General features: G+C 65.8%; 19 protein-coding genes. 8 read left to right on the top strand and 11 right to left on the bottom strand.

What is annotated here, in order from left to right; translation table 11 throughout:
• Positions 1-10: 10 nt before the first annotated feature.
• Together ACP4XC_RS05925 and ACP4XC_RS05920 are read left to right on the top strand one after the other, a co-directional pair.
• Positions 11-625 carry a carbonic anhydrase gene (locus ACP4XC_RS05925; RefSeq protein WP_427173929.1) on the top strand — a complete coding sequence of 205 codons (615 nt, stop codon included), beginning with the start codon at positions 11-13 and terminating at the stop codon, positions 623-625.
• Between the two features lie 72 nt (positions 626-697).
• A complete protein-coding gene (locus ACP4XC_RS05920; protein WP_427173928.1) occupies positions 698-2,134 on the top strand; it encodes a class II fumarate hydratase in 1,437 nt (478 codons plus the stop codon).
• A 174-nt stretch (positions 2,135-2,308) separates the two neighbouring features.
• Here ACP4XC_RS05920 and ACP4XC_RS05915 read toward each other — a convergent pair whose 3' ends face one another.
• Together ACP4XC_RS05915 and ACP4XC_RS05910 are read right to left on the bottom strand one after the other, a co-directional pair.
• Positions 2,309-2,779, bottom strand: a complete 471-nt coding sequence (locus ACP4XC_RS05915) for an NUDIX hydrolase (protein WP_427173926.1) — start codon at positions 2,777-2,779, stop codon at positions 2,309-2,311.
• 77 nt (positions 2,780-2,856) lie between these two features.
• Entirely contained in the window at positions 2,857-3,414 is a 558-nt protein-coding gene (locus ACP4XC_RS05910) for a prepilin peptidase (protein WP_427173925.1), read from the bottom strand.
• A gap of 137 nt (positions 3,415-3,551) precedes the next feature.
• Here ACP4XC_RS05910 and ACP4XC_RS05905 point away from each other — a divergent pair, with 137 nt between their 5' ends.
• Positions 3,552-4,196 carry a GNAT family N-acetyltransferase gene (locus ACP4XC_RS05905; protein WP_427173924.1) on the top strand — a complete coding sequence of 215 codons (645 nt, stop codon included), beginning with the start codon at positions 3,552-3,554 and terminating at the stop codon, positions 4,194-4,196.
• 70 nt (positions 4,197-4,266) lie between these two features.
• Here the strand turns inward: ACP4XC_RS05905 and ACP4XC_RS05900 are convergent, their stop codons facing one another.
• On the bottom strand, positions 4,267-5,706 hold the full coding sequence (locus ACP4XC_RS05900; protein ID WP_427173923.1) for a PhoH family protein: 1,440 nt from the start codon (positions 5,704-5,706) through the stop codon (positions 4,267-4,269).
• Positions 5,707-6,019: 313 nt separating this feature from the next.
• A complete protein-coding gene (locus ACP4XC_RS05895; RefSeq protein ID WP_427175029.1) occupies positions 6,020-6,781 on the bottom strand; it encodes an isoprenyl transferase in 762 nt (253 codons plus the stop codon).
• A gap of 233 nt (positions 6,782-7,014) precedes the next feature.
• Between ACP4XC_RS05895 and trhA the strand changes: the two genes are divergently transcribed.
• A complete protein-coding gene (trhA, locus tag ACP4XC_RS05890; RefSeq protein ID WP_427175028.1) occupies positions 7,015-7,656 on the top strand; it encodes a PAQR family membrane homeostasis protein TrhA in 642 nt (213 codons plus the stop codon).
• Positions 7,657-7,709: 53 nt separating this feature from the next.
• Here trhA and ACP4XC_RS05885 read toward each other — a convergent pair whose 3' ends face one another.
• The 3 genes from ACP4XC_RS05885 to mca form a co-directional block, all read right to left on the bottom strand.
• Positions 7,710-9,899, bottom strand: coding sequence for a thioredoxin domain-containing protein (locus ACP4XC_RS05885; protein ID WP_427173922.1), 2,190 nt, complete (start codon positions 9,897-9,899; stop codon positions 7,710-7,712).
• Positions 9,877-10,161 carry a hypothetical protein gene (locus tag ACP4XC_RS05880; RefSeq protein ID WP_427173921.1) on the bottom strand — a complete coding sequence of 95 codons (285 nt, stop codon included), beginning with the start codon at positions 10,159-10,161 and terminating at the stop codon, positions 9,877-9,879. Before ACP4XC_RS05880 ends, ACP4XC_RS05885 begins: the two co-directional genes overlap by 23 nt.
• A 67-nt stretch (positions 10,162-10,228) precedes the next feature.
• Entirely contained in the window at positions 10,229-11,134 is a 906-nt protein-coding gene (mca, locus tag ACP4XC_RS05875) for a mycothiol conjugate amidase Mca (protein WP_427173920.1), read from the bottom strand.
• A 115-nt stretch (positions 11,135-11,249) separates the two neighbouring features.
• Between mca and ACP4XC_RS05870 the strand changes: the two genes are divergently transcribed.
• Complete coding sequence (locus ACP4XC_RS05870; protein ID WP_427173919.1) at positions 11,250-11,702, top strand: DUF4307 domain-containing protein; 453 nt, start codon at positions 11,250-11,252, stop codon at positions 11,700-11,702.
• A 196-nt stretch (positions 11,703-11,898) separates the two neighbouring features.
• The gene (greA, locus tag ACP4XC_RS05865; RefSeq protein WP_427173918.1) at positions 11,899-12,393 is read left to right on the top strand and encodes a transcription elongation factor GreA; all 495 of its coding nucleotides are present in this window, start codon (positions 11,899-11,901) and stop codon (positions 12,391-12,393) included.
• Positions 12,394-12,504: 111 nt separating this feature from the next.
• Here greA and ACP4XC_RS05860 read toward each other — a convergent pair whose 3' ends face one another.
• The 4 genes from ACP4XC_RS05860 to ACP4XC_RS05845 form a co-directional block, all read right to left on the bottom strand.
• A complete protein-coding gene (locus ACP4XC_RS05860; protein ID WP_427173917.1) occupies positions 12,505-13,113 on the bottom strand; it encodes a rhomboid family intramembrane serine protease in 609 nt (202 codons plus the stop codon).
• A 7-nt stretch (positions 13,114-13,120) separates the two neighbouring features.
• Complete coding sequence (gene ilvA / locus ACP4XC_RS05855; protein WP_427173916.1) at positions 13,121-14,359, bottom strand: threonine ammonia-lyase; 1,239 nt, start codon at positions 14,357-14,359, stop codon at positions 13,121-13,123.
• A 3-nt stretch (positions 14,360-14,362) separates the two neighbouring features.
• Entirely contained in the window at positions 14,363-15,718 is a 1,356-nt protein-coding gene (locus tag ACP4XC_RS05850; RefSeq protein ID WP_427173915.1) for an AI-2E family transporter, read from the bottom strand.
• 86 nt (positions 15,719-15,804) lie between these two features.
• Positions 15,805-16,767, bottom strand: a complete 963-nt coding sequence (locus tag ACP4XC_RS05845; protein WP_427173914.1) for an aldose 1-epimerase family protein — start codon at positions 16,765-16,767, stop codon at positions 15,805-15,807.
• A 121-nt stretch (positions 16,768-16,888) separates the two neighbouring features.
• Between ACP4XC_RS05845 and galT the strand changes: the two genes are divergently transcribed.
• Together galT and galK are read left to right on the top strand one after the other, a co-directional pair.
• Entirely contained in the window at positions 16,889-18,034 is a 1,146-nt protein-coding gene (gene galT / locus ACP4XC_RS05840; RefSeq protein WP_427173913.1) for a galactose-1-phosphate uridylyltransferase, read from the top strand.
• Entirely contained in the window at positions 18,031-19,191 is a 1,161-nt protein-coding gene (gene galK, locus ACP4XC_RS05835) for a galactokinase (protein ID WP_427173912.1), read from the top strand. Before galT ends, galK begins: the two co-directional genes overlap by 4 nt.
• Positions 19,192-19,206: the final 15 nt, after the last annotated feature.

The following is a 19,206-nucleotide window of genomic DNA, read 5'->3' as shown; positions in this document are numbered from 1 at the left end:
GGTAAAAGCCGTGGCTACCTATCTGACTCCCGCTCTTGCCTGGCGCCGGCTTCGCGAAGGCAATGAACGCTTCGTTGCCGGCGAATCCTCCCACCCCAACCAGGACGCCTCGCGCCGTTCCTCGCTCGTGGAGAACCAGCACCCCTTTGCCGTCATCTTCGGCTGCTCCGACTCACGGCTGGCCGCCGAGATCATCTTCGACCTGGGCCTGGGCGACGCCTTCGTCGTCCGCACCGCCGGCCATGTGATCGACGACGCCGTGCTCGGCTCGCTCGAATACAGCGTCAGCGTTCTCTCGGTGCCGCTGATCGTCGTCCTGGGACACGACAGCTGCGGGGCGGTCACGGCCACCAAGAACGCGATGGAGACCGGACAGATGCCCGTGGGCTTCATGCGCAGCCTCGTGGAACGCATCACACCCTCGGTACTGACCTCGCTGCGCAACAACCAGCACGACGTCAACGAGATGGTGGTCGAAAACGTCAAACAGACCTCGCAGCGGCTCGTGGACAGCTCGCGGGTGATTTCCGAGGCTGTCGGCAGCGGGCAGGCGGCAGTGATCGGGCTCGCCTACAGCCTGGCCGATGGCCGGGCGGACCTCGTTTCCGGGATCGGCGAGCTCTAGGCTCCAGCAGCAGCCGGGCAGCAGGCCCTTCATGGTTTTCGATGGAACGCCTCCGCCCAATAAGCTAGCCCCATGACTTCCACAGAAGAGTTGAACACCGAAGAGTTCCGCATTGAACACGACACGATGGGCGAAGTCCGCGTCCCCGTGAACGCCCTGTACCGTGCGCAGACGCAGCGTGCGGTCGAAAACTTCCCGATCTCAGGCAAAACCCTGGAGCGCGCGCACATCGAGGCCCTCGCCCGGGTCAAGAAGGCCGCCGCCCAGGCGAACGCAGAACTGGGAGTGCTCGACGGCGAGCTCGCTCAGGCAATTGCTGATGCCGCCGACGAGGTTGCCACCGGAAAGTACGACGGCGACTTCCCGATCGACGTTTTCCAGACCGGCTCGGGCACGTCCTCGAACATGAACACCAACGAGGTCATCGCAGAGCTCGCCACCCGCGCACTCAAAGCCGCCGGCAGCGAGAAAGTGGTCCACCCGAACGACCACGTGAACGCCTCGCAGTCCTCCAACGATGTCTTCCCGACATCGGTCCACGTTGCCGCGACTTCCGCGCTGATCAACGACCTCATCCCGGCCCTCGGCTACCTGGCAGATTCCCTGGAGCGCAAGGCCGTTGAGTTCAAGGACGTCGTCAAGTCGGGCCGCACGCACCTGATGGACGCCACGCCCGTAACCCTGGGCCAGGAGTTCGGCGGCTACGCCGCGCAGGTCCGCTACGGCGTCGAGCGCATCAATGCCTCGCTCCCCCGCGTCGCCGAGGTTCCCCTTGGCGGAACCGCGGTGGGCACCGGCATCAACACGCCGGCAGGCTTCCCGGAGCGCGTCATCGAGTTGCTTGCGGCCGACACCGGCCTGCCGCTGACGGAGGCCCGCGACCACTTCGAGGCCCAGGCCAACCGCGACGGTCTCATCGAGGCCTCCAGCCAGCTGCGTAACATCGCGATCTCCTTCATGAAGATCAACAACGATCTTCGCTGGATGGGTTCCGGCCCCAACACCGGCCTCGGCGAAATCGCGATCCCCGACCTGCAGCCCGGGTCCTCGATCATGCCCGGCAAGGTCAACCCGGTCATCTGCGAAGCCTCCATCATGGTGTCCGCGCAGGTTATCGGAAACGACACCGCCATCGCCTGGTCCGGAACCAACGGCGCCTTCGAACTGAATGTCGGCATCCCCGTGATGGCCGCCAACCTGCTCGAGTCCGTGCGCCTGCTGGCCAACACCAGCCGCGTGATGGCCGATAAAATGATCGACGGCATCACCGCCAACGTCGAGCGCGCCCGCTTCCTCGCCGAGGCCTCGCCGTCCATCGTGACCCCGCTGAACAAGTTCATCGGGTACGAGAATGCCGCCAAGATCGCCAAGAAAGCCGTCGCGGAAGGCCTCACCATCCGGGAGACCGTTGTGGCCATGGGCTTCCTGGAGCGGGACGAGCTGACCGAAGAGCAGCTGGACACCGCCCTCGACGTGATGTCCATGACACGCCCGCCCCACAAGGCATAGTTTTCCGGCACGCACGACGGCGGCCGCCCACCTTCCCGGCGAAGGCGGGCGGCCGCTGGCGTTAAGTCAGTTAATGCAGGCTGTGCCCGGGCGCTGGAAGGCGGCGCCCAAGTGTCCGTTCGCGCTCAGAGGCGGGGCTCAAGTGTCCGTTCGCGCTCAGCCACCGTGTGGGCCTCAGGACTCGTAGTGCGCCGACTCATCCGCTTGCACTGCCCGCCGGATGCAGTCGTGGTCTCCTGGCCTGAGCTCCGGCAGCCCTTCCAGCGGAAACCAGCCCACGGCCAGCGATTCGTCGTCGTTGACCCGGGCTTCACCGGAAATGTGCCGGCACCGGAACACGATGTCCAGGAAGTCGCACACATCCCCGTTGGGAAAGGTGACCGGACCCACCACGCCCACCGAGACGATGCGCTCGGTTTCAGCCACCACGGCAGTTTCCTCGAAGATCTCACGCACCAGGCCGGGAGCGGGGTGTTCGCCGGGTTCCAGCATTCCGGAGATGAGTGCCCACCGGCCATTGTCTGCACGCTGGCCCAGCAGAACATGACCGTCGTCGTTGAACACCACTCCCCGCACAGCCGGAACCCAGAGCGGATCGTGTCCAATTTTTTCGCGGAGCTTGAGGACGAAGTCGGGTGCAGCCATGCCTTCAGCCTAGGCCAGCCGGTGCCCCGGCTGCACCGGGCTGGTCGACGCTCAGCCGGGCGCCCGGCAGGCCTGCCTCATCCGGCCGGGAGCAGAAGCATCGCTGCCGCGGCGCCCGCCAGCATAAAGGGACCGAAGGGAATGTCCGATTTCAGGGTTCCGCGCCGTGCCGCCAGCAGCAGCAGGCTCCAGAGTCCGCCGAAAAGGAAGGCTGCGAAGGTTCCGGCAAAAACGTGTCCCCAGCCCAGGTAGCCGAGGTACATTCCCAGCACTCCGGCCAGCTTGACGTCGCCGAATCCCATGCCGGGCGGATAAACCATCCGCAAGACGAAGTAAAACAGCCACAACACCGCTCCCCCGGCCGCAATACGGGCTCCCGGGATCCCGAAAAGCCGGGCGCCGCCGTCGGCCGATGCAGTATCCGCACCGAAAACGACGACGACGGCCGCAGCCGCGAGCAACAACGCCCCACCCACGCCGTAGGCCGGAAAGACGATGCGGTTCGGCAGCAGGTGGTGCCGGACGTCAATCACGGTCAGCTGCGCGGCGATAAGCGTGAAATAGGCGCAGGCCGCCAGCACCAGCCAGAACGCGAGGGGGGCGGCTCCCCAGAGTTCGCCAAGTCGTTGGATCACACTCGGATGCTACTGGATTTCCCGGTGCGCCGTCCGCGACCGGGGGGAAGCTGTGGTGGATATGTCCCCGGGTCGGGCGGCCGCGTGCCGGGGCCGTGTGACTGGATGGGCGAAACGGCACCCGCTATGCTTCCCGGATGACTGAGCTATCCGCCATTTGGCCGCCCTTCGGGCTCACCCTGACCACACCCCGGCTGGTGTTGAGACCCATACGCGATGAAGATATCCCCTTCGCCGTGGACGCGGCCCTGTCCGGCATCACCGAGCCGGGCCGAAACCCCTTCAGCACCCCGTGGAACGAATCCCACCCCGGGGAATTGGGAGCCAATATGGCCCGGTGGTACTGGCGGTGCAGGGCCGGAATGTCACCCGAGAACTGGACCCTGCTGCTGGGGATCTGGCACGACGGCGGTTTCGTCGGTTGCCAGGACGTGGGCGCCGCCGACTTCGCCCTCCTCCGCACTGTGAGCACCGGGTCCTGGCTCAGGCGGTCCGCCCAGGGCAACGGTCTCGGCAAGGAGATGCGCGCCGCAGTCGCGCTGTACGCATTCGACTACCTCGGCGCCGAGCTCGCGACCTCCGAAGCCGCGGTCTGGAACCAGCAGTCCCTCGGCGTCTCGCGTTCCCTCGGCTACGAGCTCAACGGAATCGTCAGGGCGTCCTGGGGCGGCAAGGCGCAGGAGGTCCAAAACGTCCGCCTGACCCCCGCCACCTTCAAGCGCCCCGGCTGGGCCCTGCAGGTGCAGGGCCACGAGGCCACCGCACAGTACCTGGGCATCTAGCGGCAGCCGAGCGCAACCGGGCCGGAACATGTTCCTTCGGGGGGTGAGGCAGCCACCTGCCGGGACGGGCCTAGATTTCCGCCCCCTCCAGCAGATCAGTCACGAGCGCCGCGATGGGCGAGCGCTCGGAACGGGTCAGGGTGATGTGCCCGAAGAGAGGATGGCCCTTGAGCGTCTCCACGACGGCCGCCACGCCGTCGTGCCGGCCCACGCGCAGATTATCGCGCTGGGCGACGTCGTGGGTCAGGACGATCTTGGAGTTCTGGCCGATCCGGCTCATCACCGTCAGCAGCACGTTCTTCTCCAACGACTGGGCTTCGTCCACGATCACGAAAGCGTCGTGGAGGGAACGCCCGCGGATGTGGGTGAGCGGCATGACCTCGAGCATGCCCCGGTCCATGACCTCCTCAACCACCTCCTGGCTGACCAAGGCGCCAAGGGTGTCAAAAACAGCCTGGGCCCAAGGGTTCATCTTCTCCGACTCCGAACCGGGCAGGTAGCCGAGCTCCTGGCCGCCCACGGCGTACAGGGGACGGAACACGATGACCTTGCGGTGTTCGCGGCGTTCCAGCACGGCTTCCAGCCCTGCACACAGGGCCAGGGCGGACTTTCCGGTGCCCGCGCGGCCGCCAAGGGAGACGATGCCCACGGCCGGGTCCATCAGCATGTCGATTGCGAGCCGTTGTTCCGCCGAACGCCCGTGCAGTCCGAAGACATCGCGGTCGCCCTTCACCAGGCGGACGTGTTTGTCCGCGCCCACCCGGCCCAGGGCAGAGCCGCGGTTGGACAGCAGCACCAGCCCGGTGTTGACTGGCAGCTCGGCCGCCGCCGGGAGGAATACCGGCTCGTGGCCGTACAGAGTGGTAATCTCCTCTTCGCTCGCGTCCACCTCGGCGATCCCGGTCCAGCCGGAGTCCTTCACCAGCTCATTCCGGTATTCGTCCGCCAGCAGTCCCATGGCCGAGGCCTTCACGCGCATGGGAAGGTCCTTGGACACCACCGTGACGTTGCGTCCTTCGTTGGCGAGGTTCTTGGCAACGGCAAGAATGCGGCTGTCGTTGTCTCCGCCGCGGAATCCGGCCGGGAGCACTTCGGCGGAGATGTGGTTCATCTCCACCACGAGAGTGCCCCCGTCGCTGCCGAGCGGGATGGGATGGTCCAGGCCGCCGTGCTCGATCCGGAGGTCGTCAAGGAGCCTGAGGGCCTTACGGGCAAAATACCCCAGCTCGGGGTCGTGCCGCTTGGCCTCAAGCTCGGTGATCACCACGATAGGCACAATGACCTCGTGCTCGGCGAAGCGTAAGAGCGCTCGGGGATCGGATATCAATACAGAGGTGTCGATGACGAAGCTCCACTTGGTCTCCTCAGGTCCGGCTTGGTCACCGGATGCAGCAAGACCGGCCGCAGCGTCGTGTGCTGCACCGGTCTTTGAGGTGGCTCGCTTGGCGCGAGAGGTAGCTTTCTGTCCCTGGTCGGAAATGACGTTGGGCAGTTGCTCAGAAATAGCCACATCGACTCCAGCCCCGGGGCGCGTGCCCGGAATTGATTATTAGTGAGGCGGCTCGGCCGGGAGGCCGGACGCGGCCTCCCATACATCCGGTGCGAAAATTCGCTCCATGTATTGGCCTCCCCGATTGGCCGGCGGTTTGCCTGCTAATAGGGTTAACGTAAATCCCTCCCGCATGGTTTCCGCAACCATTTTCCGGCGATTCTTGTTGCCGCCGTGTGAATTCGGCGTGAACCGCGGGCCCTGCGGTTATGCGGCACGGGATGCGGGCACGGGCACGGGACCCACGCATGGCAGAGGCGGAGGGGTTTGGTCTTCAGGACCCGAAGCGGCGTTGCCGGCCGGCATAGTCCCGGAGGGCGCGCAGGAAGTCCACCTTGCGGAACGCCGGCCAGAGCGCCTCGCAGAAGTAGAACTCGCTATAGGCGCTTTGCCACATGAGGAAGCCCGAGAGACGCTGCTCCCCGGAGGTCCGGATCACCAGATCGGGGTCCGGTTGTCCCCGCGTGTAGAGGAACTTGGAGATGTCGTCGACGGTGAGCTCGTCTGCCAGCTTGCTGATGTCCCTGCCCCGGGCGACGGCGTCGTGGAGCAGTTCGCGCACGGCATCGACGATTTCGCGGCGGCCGCCATACCCGACGGCGACGTTGACGTGGAGTTTCTCCTGAGCGGGGGTGCGGGCGGTGAGCTTATTGAGCCTGTCCGCAAGGTAGTCCGGGAGCAACTCCGGGGCGCCCATGGCGTGGACGGATATGTCCGCATCCTCGTCCAGCCGGTCCAGCGTATTGGCGATAATGCCCATCAGCAGATCGAGCTCCTCGCCCGACCGGCTCATGTTGTCCGTGGAGAGCATGTACAGCGTGACAACCTTGACGCCAAGTTCCTGGCACCACCCCAGGAACTCATGAATTTTGTCCGCTCCCGCCTGGTGGCCCTGGCTCGTTGGAGCGTTGAATTGCTTCGCCCAGCGGCGGTTGCCGTCCACCATGACGCCAATGTGCTTGGGGATGCGGTCCTTGTCCAGCGACCGCAGCAACTTGCGCTCATAGAAGCCATAGAGGAACCCGGGCCATTCCATCCGGAGACTCACCTGACTTCCCTAATGTGCGACTGCAGTGCAATCCTAGGCTACCCGTCGGAGCGGCGGCCCGAGTGCAGGGGCCTGCCCCTGCACGCCTGGCGCCGCGCTACCGGTCGGTAACTTACTGGCTCGTAGTTTATTCTTGAGGCATGGGACGCAACACTCCACAACGGGGCCTCAGGCCCGGCGACGGCGGCCAACCAGGCCCTCTGGACGAGGCAGCCATCAGGATCGCTGAGCTCCTGACGATCAAACCCAAATGGCGTGGCTGGATCCACACCGTAACAGCCCCCCTCGCGTTCGCCGCGGGTCTTGTCCTGGTGTTTCTGGCACCCACGGCAGACCTCAAGATCGCTTCAGCCATCTATGCCCTGACGGGCGTTCTGCTGTTCGGCGTCAGCGCCGTATACCACCGCGGGAACTGGTCTCCCCGCGTGAAAATCGTCCTCAAACGGCTTGACCACACCAACATCATGCTGGTGATTGCCGGCAGCTACACGCCGCTGGCCTGGGCGCTGCTGGAACGGCCCAAAGCGGAGATCCTGCTGTGGCTGATCTGGTCCGGCGCCATTCTCGGTGTCCTCTTCCGGCTCATCTGGACCCACGCTCCGCGCTGGCTTTACGTCCCCGTCTACATCGCGCTGGGCTGCGGAGCGCTCTTTTACCTGCCGGACTTCTTTAGCGCCAGCGTTCCCGCCGCCGTCCTGATATGTGTGGGCGGAGCGCTCTACATCGCGGGGGCCGTCTTTTACGCCCTGAAGAAACCAAACTTCAGCTACGAGCACTTTGGCTTCCACGAGCTCTTTCATGCGTTTACCGTTCTGGCCTTCGCCGCGCACTTCCTCGCCATCGCGATCGCCGTCCTGAACTGACCCCTTGACGTCCCGGGAACGTTCCGGCCAGCTGCTTGGCGGCGTCCCGGAGCTCATCCGGTCATGGCCGCGAGGGTTTCCAGCAGCTCGGCCACCGACGTCACCGGACGCTGGCAGACCATCCCTCGGCACAGGTACACCTGTGGCGAGCCGTCGGACCCGGCCATCCGGCCTGCCAGCAGCGGCACCGCGGGAGGGACCCCGCCGTCGGACGCCCTTCCGGCGTCGGCGGTCATCGCCACCACCAGCCCAGGGCTTGGAGAGAGCAGCAGTGCCCGGTGCAGCACGGACTTCTCCGGGCCGTCCGGCCCCGCCACAGCGGCTTCGACCGGGCCTGCCAGGGCCGCCTGGGCGGTTGCCAATAGCCAGCCGGCAACCCGCGGAGCCCGGGTAGCCACAGCCGGCAGCAGCGAGAGGACGTTCCCTGCCATGATCCTGTGCCCGGTGGAACCTGAGAGCGCCGAGTAGCTTAAGAGCGCCCCGGCGAAGGCCGCGGCGCCACTGGGAGCAGCGTTATCGAACGGATCAAGGCCGGGACGCTTCCCTTGGGCATTGACCACCTGGGCGGATTCACCGGAGCTGTCCACCAGGGTACCGTCCGCCGCGAACCTCCGGCAGGCGGCAAGCAGGATGTTTTCAGCCAGGAGGTACCACCGCTGGTTGCCGGTGACGGCGTACAGGGCAAAGAGGCCCTCGCAGCAAAATGCGTAATCCTCAAGGAGGCCGCCGATCCCGCGGGCCGCGCCGCTGTGCGAAACCCGCACGAGTATCCCGGGCGAGGAGCCCTGGCCGGCCCGCCAGTGCACCCGCTCCAGATATCCGGCTGCCCGCTCGGCTGCTGCCACGAGCCCGGGACGGCCAAGGATCGCTCCGGCGTCGGCCAGCGCGGCCACGGCCAACCCATTCCAGCCAGCCACCACTTTCTCGTCCCTGGCCGGCTGCGGACGGAGAGCACGCGCGCCGAGGAGGGTTGGCCGGACCCGGTCCCATAGCTCCCGCTCAGCGGCGGTCAGGGCCCGGCCCGGGTGCAGCGGCGAGGCTGACCCCGTCACGGTGCCCCGGATCCCGACGTTCATCAGGAGCGCCACCGCGGCGCCGTCGGCAGGGCCCAGGACCTGCTCCTGGTCCGCCGGGGTCCACAGGTAGCTGGCACCTTCGTGGTGCTCGCCCTCCACCACAGTGTCCGCGTCCAGGGAGGAGGCGAAAGCCTCCGGAGCGTCGCCGGGCGCGGCAGCCAGGCCCAGTGAGGAGAGCAGCCAGTCAGCGGTGCGCTCAGCCACGGCCGCCGCCTCGGCCGCCGGGTACACCGCGCTGCCGCCAAGCCGGACCCAGTGCACATGGACGCGAAGCAGTTGGGCGTTGTCATAGAGCATTTTTTCGAAGTGCGGAACGGACCAGTCCCGGGTCACGGAGTACCGGGCGAACCCGCCGTCGAGCTGGTCGAAGAGGGCCGAGCGCGACATCGCCGCGAGAGTCCGGGCCGCCATGTCGCGGGCAGCCGGGGCGGTGCCGGAGTCCACGGCAGCGTGCCGGATCAGGAACTCCAGGACTGCCGACGGCGGGAATTTAGGCGCCGCGCCGAAGCCGCCCGCAACGGGGTCCTCGGACCTGGCCAGCGCCTCAACGGCCGCAGAGAGCATCTCCGCGTCCAAGGGATCGGGTGTTACGCCAAGTGTGATGGCCGTTGCAGACTGTGAGTCGGCGATGCCTCGGGCAAGCGACTCCGCGTTGTGCTCCACCGCGGCGCGGCGCTCCACCCAGGCTTCGTGAACAGCCTCAAGGACCTGCCGGAACGAGGGCCTGCCCGGCATGGGACGGGGCGGAAAGTAGGTCCCTGCGTGAAACGCCCTGCCGTCAGGAGTCAGGAACACAGACATGGGCCAGCCGCCCTCACCGCTGATCGCTTGTGTGGCGGCCATGTACACCGCGTCCACGTCGGGCCGCTCCTCCCGGTCCACCTTGATGGCCACGAAGTTGGCGTTCAGGTAGTCCGCGGTTTCCTGGTCCTCAAAGGATTCGTGGGCCATGACGTGGCACCAGTGGCATGCCGCATAGCCGATGGACAGGAAAACCGGTACGTCCCGGGCGGCAGCGAAGCCGAACGCCTCGTCACCGAAAGGGCGCCAATGAACCGGGTTATCGGCGTGCTGGCGCAGGTACGCGGACGGCTCCCCGGCCAGGGCATTTGCTGCTCCCGGCCGGGGTTGGGAGGCTCCGCTGTCAGCGCTCTGAGCGTCCTGCATCCCCGTTGGCTTCCGTAGTGGCATCGGGTCCCGGCTCTCCGGCCCGGCCCTGGCGTTCTTCCTCGACCTGCGCACGGTAGCGCACCCGGCGGACCCGGCGGACCATGTCCACGATCAGCAGGGCGGTCAGCACCACAATGAATGCTGTCAGCAGGAAACCCAGCAGGCCGGGGGTCACCTGGTCCTCGGAGAGGCCGGGGCGCAGCGACGGCGTGGGGCTGGGCGCCGGGGCTGTTGCCAGGGCGATGAGCAAATGATGCACGGTGTTAACCTTCTATGGAGCTGGTTGCGGCCCCGACTTCTACGGGGCATAGAAAAGGCCGTTTGATCTATCTTAGCCCGGCGAACAGGTCCTTCTCGGGCAACTGAACCGGCACTCTCGATTGAATCAGGGAGTAGTCCTCCCACGGCCATGCCCGTCGTTGCATCGCCGGTGATACCGCGAAGAAGAACCCCAGCGGGTCCACTTGGGTCTTATGGGAACGAAGGGCATCGTCCCGGGCTTCAAAGAAGTCGCCACAGTCGATCTGGGTGGTGGTGGGGTGGGTGGGGGGCGGAGGGGTGTGGCCCTCCGCGTCGGCCTCCAGCCATGCGGCCAGCCGTTCCGCGTACGGCGACTGCAGTCCGGCTTCCTCAAGCGCGAAATGGAGGGCCCGGAACCGGTCCGGGCTGAAGGCACGGTCGTAATAGAGCTTGCTCGGTTCCCAGGGTTCACCGGCTCCCAGGTAGCGGTCCGGATCCCCTGCTGCCTCGAAGGCCTCCACCGCAACCCGGTGCGCCATGATGTGGTCCGGATGCGGATAGCCGCCGTTTTCGTCATAGCTGACGATCACGTGCGGCTTGAAGTTACGGACCAGCCGGACAAGGGGCGCGGCTGCCCGCTCCAGTGGCTGAACGGCGAACGAACCGGCCGGAAGCGGCGGCAACGGGTCTCCTTCCGGCAGACCGGAATCGACGAAGCCGATCCAACGCTGGCGGACGCCCAGGACCTTGGCGGCGTGGTTCATTTCCAGCCGCCGTGCACCTGCCATGTCGCGTTTGGGGTGCGGTTCATGTTCCATGGCGGGATTCTGGATGTCACCGCGGGAGCCGTCGGTGCACGTGGCCACCATCACGTCCACTCCGGCCGCGGCGTACATCGCCATGGTGGCAGCGCCCTTGCTCGATTCGTCGTCAGGGTGGGCGTGGACGGCCAGCAGGCGAAGCGGCGTTGACTGGCTGGTGGACGCTGTCATCTGGAACGGCTCCTCTTCCTGCTGTTGCGGGTTTCTCGTATTGCTGGCGTTGCTGCGGGCACGGTGCCGCCCTGGTGCGGAAATTGTCCGTCCGGATCCACACTAAACTGGAATCGTGACTTCCGAGGATCAGCCGGCCGCCTCCACGCCGGCAAACACCACCCTAGCCAATCGATACGGCGGCCAAAAGCGCGTACTTGCGGGCAGGACCAGGCGCAACGTCGTCATCGCCGGACTCGCGGCCGGGATCGGAATTATGGCGTGGATGTCCACCTCCCTGACAACGGAGACGGTGAGTTTCAAGGACATCGGCTACAGCACCACGGATTCGACGCAGGCTGAAATCGATTTCCAAGTCACCAAGGAACCGGGCACGGCAGCCAAATGCGCGGTGAAAGCCCTTGACGCCAAGTTTGCCGTGGTGGGGTGGAAAGTAGTGGATATCGGCCCGAACCCCGCGGACGCCAGCGCCGACGGGGGGCGCACCACGGCCCATCGTGTGGAGCTGCGCACAGAGTCCCAGTCGGTGTCAGGCGTCGTGGACAACTGTTGGATCCCCGGCAAGTGACGAGATGGCCCTGAACAGCGGTTTGCCGGCCGCGGGTGATGCGCCCATGTGACCTGCACCGCAGCCCATCTTGGGTTTGTCCACAGGATTGACTACAATGGATCAATACCTTTACCCCGCTTATCTGGTTACTGAGTCCCACAAGTGGCCAATGCAGCGGGGTCTTTGTTTGTTAGACCCACAAGAGGAGAAGTCCGTGTCTACCACCAACAGCGCGCCTGCAGCTTGGCTTACCCAGGAAGCTTTTGACCGCTTGAAGGCAGAGCTGGACCACCTTTCCGGCCCCGGCCGGGCGGAAATCGTTCAGAAGATCGAAGCGGCCCGTCAGGAGGGCGACCTCAAGGAAAACGGGGGTTACCACGCTGCCAAGGAAGAACAGGGCAAGATTGAAGCCCGTATCCGCCAGCTCACCGCCCTCCTTCGGGATGCCCATGTAGGGGAAGCACCCGCGGATGACGGCATCGTTGAACCCGGGATGCTCGTCGTAGCCAGGATTGCCGGCGACGAGGAAACCTTCCTGCTCGGCTCCCGCGAGATTGCCGGCGACTCCGATCTTGACGTCTTCAGCGAGAAGTCGCCTCTCGGCGCGGCGATCGCCGGCCACAAGGAGGGCGAGAAGCTCAGCTATACCGCCCCGAACGGCAAGGAAATCAGCGTGGAGATCATCTCCGCGAAGCCCTACACGGGCTGATACCCTCCGCGCCCGTCGAAGCGGGCACTGAGTGCGACGAAAGCACGACGCCGGCACTCCCGAAAAGGGAGCCGCCGGCGTCGTGCTTTGTGTCGTCTTTTCGGCAGTGTCTTAGTTGCTCGCCTTCGGGCGCAGGAGCACGGCCGCGCCAACGCCCCCCAGTGCGCCACCAAGGTGGGCTTGCCACGAGACATAACCGGCCACGCTGGGAAGAACTCCAAACAGAATTCCGCCGTAGGCAAGGAACAGGACCACGGACAGGGCGATCTGCCACCAGTTTTGGTTGAAGAATCCGCGGACCAGCAGGAAGGCAAACAGGCCGAACACCAACCCGGAGGCACCAATGGTGATGCCCCATCCGCCGATTAGCCACACCACCAGGCCGGATCCGAGCCAGCTCAGTGCAACCGCGGTCAGGAACACCCTCAGCCCCGCCATAAACACGATAAAGCCGAAGATCACCAAGGGCAGCGCGTTGGAGAGCACATGCCCCATGTTCGCGTGAAACAGTGGAAACGTGAGGATGTCCACAAGCCCGTCCGCGCTTCGCGATCTCAAGCCAAAGATCCGGTTCAGGGCATGGAACGTGGCCTCATTGACGAGCTCGATGCCGAACAGCAGAGCGACGAACAGCCCCAGGACCAGCAGGCCTCCCTGGGCCCGCGCTGCTGGTGTATGCCGGTTGTGCGAGCGCTTCTCCCCCGTGGCGTTCAGCACCATGGCCGCCCTAGTGCACCACGATCGGCTGGAAGCCTTCGGCCCGAAGCGCCGCGAGGACCTGCTCGCAGTGCTCGTGGCCTTTTGTCTCCAGGTTCACGGTGATGGACACATCGCCCATGCTGATCGAGCCGCCCACCCGGGTGTGGTCCAGGCCCGTCACGTTGGCGTCATTCTCGGCGATGATCCGGGCAATCGTGGCGAGGGAACCGGGACGGTCATCCAGCATCATCCGGACGGTCATGTAGCGGCCGGCAGCGGACAGGCCACGTTGGATCACCTTGAGCATCAGCATCGGATCGATGTTGCCACCGGAGAGCACCACGGCCACAGTCCCAGGGTTCTCGATCTTGCCTTCCATCAGCGCCGCGACGCCCACGGCCCCCGCTGGCTCCACGACCATCTTGGCGCGTTCGAGCAAGAAGATGAGCGCCCGGGCCAGGGCGTCCTCGCTGACGGTGACGACGTCGTCGACGAGTTCGCGGATGATGCTGAACGGCAATTGGCCGGGGCGGCCCACGGCAATGCCGTCCGCCATGGTGGAAACCTTTTTCAGCGGCACCAGCGCGTCGGCGGCCAGTGACGGCGGGTAGGCTGCGGCGTTTTCCGCCTGCACACCGATGATGCGGATCTCCCTGCCCAGTTCCCGCGCCCTTGCTTTCACTGCCACTGCGACGCCGGCGAGGAGGCCCCCGCCGCCCACCCCCATGAGGATGGTGTCAACGTTCGGGATCTGCTCGAGGATTTCCAGCCCGACGGTGCCCTGGCCGGCCACAACGTCGACGTTGTCGAAGGGGTGGACAAAAACGGCGCCGGTCTCGTCGGCGTAGCGCTGGGCTTCGGCGAGCGCCTCATCGACGTTGTGCCCGTGCAGGACCACTTCGGCGCCGTGGCTGCGCGTTGCCGCCAGCTTGGGCAGGGCAACACCGAGGGGCATGTATATGCGGGCTTTGATGCCCAGGCTCTTGGCGGCGACAGCAACACCCTGCGCATGGTTTCCGGCCGAGGCAGCCACCACGCCGCGCTTCTTCTCCTCGTCGGTGAGCTTGGCCATGCGGACATAGGCGCCGCGGACCTTGAACGATCCGGCCCGTTGGAGGTTTTCGCACTTGAAGAAGACCTCGCCGCCCACCATGGCGCCCAGCGCCCGCGACGATTCAACCGGAGTGCGCGTAATAATTCCCTCAAGCAACTTCTGCGCCTCCAGGACATCGTCCAGTGTCACGGGCAGGGTCTCGAGGGTTTTCACGAGCTAGTCTCCTTTGTGGGATTCGGCTGGGGTGTCCATTCCGGCGTGGCCGGCGGGCGCACCTGTTGGCTGTGCGGCTTCCTTGCCGCGTCCCGGATTGGAACCCGGGAGGTAGACATCCTTGAAGGTGGTGTCCTGGCTGGCTTCCGGCGAACCCGCGAATTCACGCAAGGCCGCCGCTGCCAGCACTTCATCATGTTCCCACGTTCTGGCAGCAATATATCGAATTGCCGAGTTTGCTACGGCCAGGATGGGAACGGAGAACAGTGCCCCGGGGATACCGGCGAGGTAGGAACCGGCCGCAACGGAGAGGATAACCGCCACCGGGTGCAGCGCCACTGCCCTGCCCATGACGAGCGGCTGGAGGATGTGGCTTTCCAGCTGCTGGACGGCCAGGACGATCGCGAGCATGATGAGCGCGTTGACGGGCCCGTTGGCCACCAGGGCCAGCAGTACGGCGATCGCTCCGGTCACGAGGGCGCCAACCACCGGGATGAAGGAACCGATAAACACCAGGACACCCAGTGGCAGCGCCAGGGGCACCCCGATGATGGCTGCGCCCGCCCCGATTCCGACGGCGTCCACAAACGCCACGAACATCTGAATTCGCGCATAGCTGACCATGGAGGTCCATCCACGGCGGCCGGCGCCGTCGGCGGCGGCGCGGGCCTTCCTGGGCAGAAGCCGGACCATAAAGCCCCAGATCCGCTCGCCTTCGAGGAGGAAGAAGATGAGGATGAAGAGCGAGAGCACCAGGCCGGCGGCAAAATGACCCGCTGTGCTGCCAAAGGACAGCGCGCCGCTTAGTATGCTGCTGCTGTTGTTCTGCAGCGCCGCGGTGCCTTCCTGGATGTACTTGTCGATCTGGTCCGCCGTCAGGTGCAGCGGACCGTCTGCGAGCCACGCCTGGACCTGCTGGACACCGGTCAGCGCCTCGGTCCACAGTTCACTGAACCCTGATACGAGCTGCCGGCCAACCATGGCCAGGGCGGCAACGATCAGTCCGATGAATCCCAGCACGGTGATGGCGACGGCGGCGCCGTTGGGAACATGCCGCTTCCTGAGCCAGCGCACCACCGGACTGAGGAGTCCGGCAAGCAGCGCCGCCACCATGACCGGGATGATGAGGAAGCTGACCTTGCTCAGCAGCCAGATCAGGGCGCCGCCCACCACCAGGATGAGTCCAACCCGCCAGGCCCAGGACGCGGCAATGCGCACGCCGTAGGGAATGTCCTCATCGAGCTCCCGGTCGGTCCGCGGCCGCGCCGTTAAGACGGCGTCCGCAACCTCCCCGGACCCGTAATCCGAAAGCTCGGGGTCGGTACGGTTCGGAGTGCTGGCGTCCTTAGGTGGCGTCATGATCCAATCTTTCCCCAGCGGCGCCCCTATGGGAAATGGCTGGGAAAGGGCTGGCGAAGGGATGGGGGGCTTTTCCGGAACGCGCGTTACACCGCCGGGTCCAACCGGGCGCTGATCCCCCAGGACATGGTGAAACCCTCGTCTGCGGGCAGCCAGCGGAGGCCATCGCCGCTGTTGAAGGCGTTGGCCGGACCCGTCATCGGCTCCATGGCCACAGCCTTGGCACGTCCCGGGTACTTGTCGGTCACAAAGATGTGCACGTAGGCACATGAATCGTCCTGCCACAGGCTGACGCTGCGCCCGTCATCCGCTTCCAGCGTCTGGCGTGCCACTCCATGATCGAAGGCCAAGTCCGTGTACGCCACGTCGATGTCCAGCTCCGAGAGCCGCCGGCCACCGCGAAGGTCCAGTTCCCCGGACACGGGCTCCGAGCCGCGCGGGATGAGCCGCTCGTCGGCCTGCAGCCGGGTGCCGGCAGCTACCGTGAGCGTCAGCTCGCTAGCGGGAACGTCGCCAAGCCTGAGGTAGGGGTGGGATCCCAGCACAAACGGTGCGGGCTCCTGCGAGTCGTTGTGCAGGCTCTGGTGGACCACCAGGCCCAAGTCATCGGCCAGCTCGTATTTCACCCGGTGGCGGAGCAGGAAGGGGTATCCGTGCTGGGGAAAGATGGGCGCCTCCAGCGTCACCGAGAACTCGGATTCGTCCACCAGTTCATAGCCGGCGTTGCGAAGCAGTCCGTGGCTGGCGTTGTTCCTGGATACTTCAGTGATGTCCAGCTGCTGCTTCTTCCCGTTCAGCTGCCAGGCGCCGTCCTCCACCCGGTTGGCCCAGGGCGCCAGCGTTATGCCAGCCGCTCCGGGCGGAATCTCCGAGTCCGCATATGTCTCCGTGAGCTGTATGCCACCGCGGCTGTACAGCCGCAACCCCGCTGCGAGCTCGGTCACCACCGCCAGTGCCTCACCGCGGCGGAGTTCATACTGCCTGCCGGAAGCGTAGCGCCGGGGCGCTCCGTGGGTAATGCCGGCGTCGGAAGGGCTGCTCAGATTCATGGGCACAACCGTACCCCCTCGCGGCCGAGGAGGAGCTGGCCGCACGGCGGCGCAGGAAACAATTCTGTTATCTTTTGTTCGAAAACTGTTGTTTCTGATCGGTTTATGGAACCATTGACTCATGACGAACATCACCAGCACCAACCTTGCCGATGGCCGGGAGTTGCTCTATTTCGACGACGCCGGGTCGGACAGCCCCGGCCGGACAGGTGTGGAGGCCCCCGACCGCCGGGACCTGCCGCCGCGGAGTGAGCCTGGTGAAGTCCGGTTCGATGCCCTCACAGAAGAGTGGGTGGCCGTTGCCGCGCATCGTCAGGGCCGGACGCATCTTCCTCCGGCCGACCAGTGCCCCATCTGCCCCACGACGGCCGGCAACGCGTCCGAGATCCCGGCTCCGGACTACGACGTTGTGGTTTTCGAGAACCGCTTCCCGTCACTGGGTCCGGCGCTCGGCACCATTCCGGACCATCCCGCTTGGGGAACCAGCGGCCCGGCCTTCGGCCGTTGCGAAGTCGTGTCGTTCACCCCGGACCATACCGGATCCTTCAGCGGCCTGGGTGAGGTGCGCGCACGGACAGTGGTGGAGGCCTGGGCCCACCGCACCGCAGCCCTGAATCAACTGCCCGGCATCAAGCAGGTCTTTCCCTTCGAGAACCGTGGCGCGGATATCGGCGTGACCCTCCATCACCCGCACGGTCAGATTTACGCGTATCCGTATGTCACTCCGCGCGCCGGCGTGATCGGCGCGGCGGCACGGAAATTCTTTGACGACGCCGGCGGCCGCAAGACCCTGACGGGCTCGCTCCTGCGGGCCGAACGCGAGGACGGCAGCAGGATGGTGCTCGAGGGGGAAAACTTCAGCGCCTATGTTCCGTTCGCGGCCCGCTGGCCACTGGAGATCCATCTGGTGCCGCACCGTCAGGTGCCGGACCTGGCCGCGCTCAGCGGCGAGGAAAAGGACGAGCTGGCCCACGTCTACCTTGACCTGCTCAAGCGGCTGGACGCCCTCTACCCCACCCCGACCCCCTACATCTCGGCGTGGCATCAGGCCCCGCTGGACGCGTTGTTGCGGCCCGCCGGGTACCTGCACCTGCAGTTGACGTCACCCCGCCGGGCGGCGGATAAGCTGAAGTACCTGGCCGGCTCGGAAGCGGCCATGGGCGCATTCATCAACGACACCACCCCGGAACTGGTGGCGGAACGGCTCCGGGCCGTGGCAACCACCGGCCCTGCCCTCGCCCCAGCCACGGAAGGCGCACCCGCATGACCGTCACCCGAAGCACCAGCGATCTCGCCGCCCGGTTCCAGGCGGCCTTCGGCGACGCGCCCGACGGCGTCTGGCAGGCTCCCGGCCGGGTCAACCTGATCGGTGAACACACCGATTACAACGAGGGATTTGTCCTTCCGTTTGCCATCGACAGGACCGCACGGGTGGCCATCCGGGTCCGGGCCGATTCCACCCTGCGTCTCCTGTCGACCTACGGGGATCAGGGCATGACCTCGGCGGACACCTCTTCCCTGACCACGTCAACGGCCAAGGGCTGGACCAAGTACCCCCTGGGAGTCATCTGGGCGCTGCAGCAGCGCGGGGTCGCAGTGCCCGGCCTTGACCTGCTGCTGGATTCGGACGTTCCCCTCGGTGCAGGGCTCTCCTCGTCCCACGCCATCGAATGCGCTGTCATCTACGCCCTCAATGAATTGACGGGGGCGCAGTTGGAGGCCGAGGAGATGGTCCTCGTCACCCAGCAAGCCGAAAACGACTTTGTGGGAGCACCCACGGGCATCATGGACCAGTCGGCGTCCCTGAGGGGCGCCACAGGCCACGCTGTCTTTTTGGACTGCCGGGACCAAAGCGCCCGGCTGGTGCCCTTCGAAACCGCTTCGGCGGGACTGGTGTTGCTGGTCATTGACACCAAGGTTTCGCACTCGCACGCGGACGGCGGCTACGCCTCCCGCCGGGCCTCCTGCGAGCTTGGCGCGGAGGTGCTGGGTGTCAGGGCGTTGCGCGATGTGGAAGTGGCCGATCTGGAAGAAGCCAGCGGCCTGCTGGACGACCTGACGTTCCGGCGCGTACGCCACGTCGTCACCGAAAACGAGCGTGTGCTGGAGACCGTGGATCTCCTCGGCACTTCCGGACCCGCGGCCATCGGCCCACTGCTGGATGCCAGCCACCGGTCCATGCGCGACGACTTCGAGATATCGTGCCCGGAACTGGACCTGGCCGTGGAAGTGTCCCGGGCCAATGGGGCCATCGGGGCGCGAATGACCGGCGGCGGCTTCGGCGGAGCCGCCATCGCTTTGACGCCTGTTGGCGCGGAGCAACAGGTTCGCATCGCCGTCGAACAGGCCTTTTCCGAGGCGGGGTTCAGGAAGCCCGATATTTTCACCGTGACCCCCGCGGCCGGGGCGATGCGACTCTCGTAGCCCGGGCGTAGGCTG

The organism is Arthrobacter sp. 92 (assembly GCF_050260325.1).
Taxonomy (GTDB): domain Bacteria; phylum Actinomycetota; class Actinomycetes; order Actinomycetales; family Micrococcaceae; genus Arthrobacter.
Note: the sequence above shows the minus strand (reverse complement) of the source record. Positions and strands in the feature narration are given on the sequence as shown.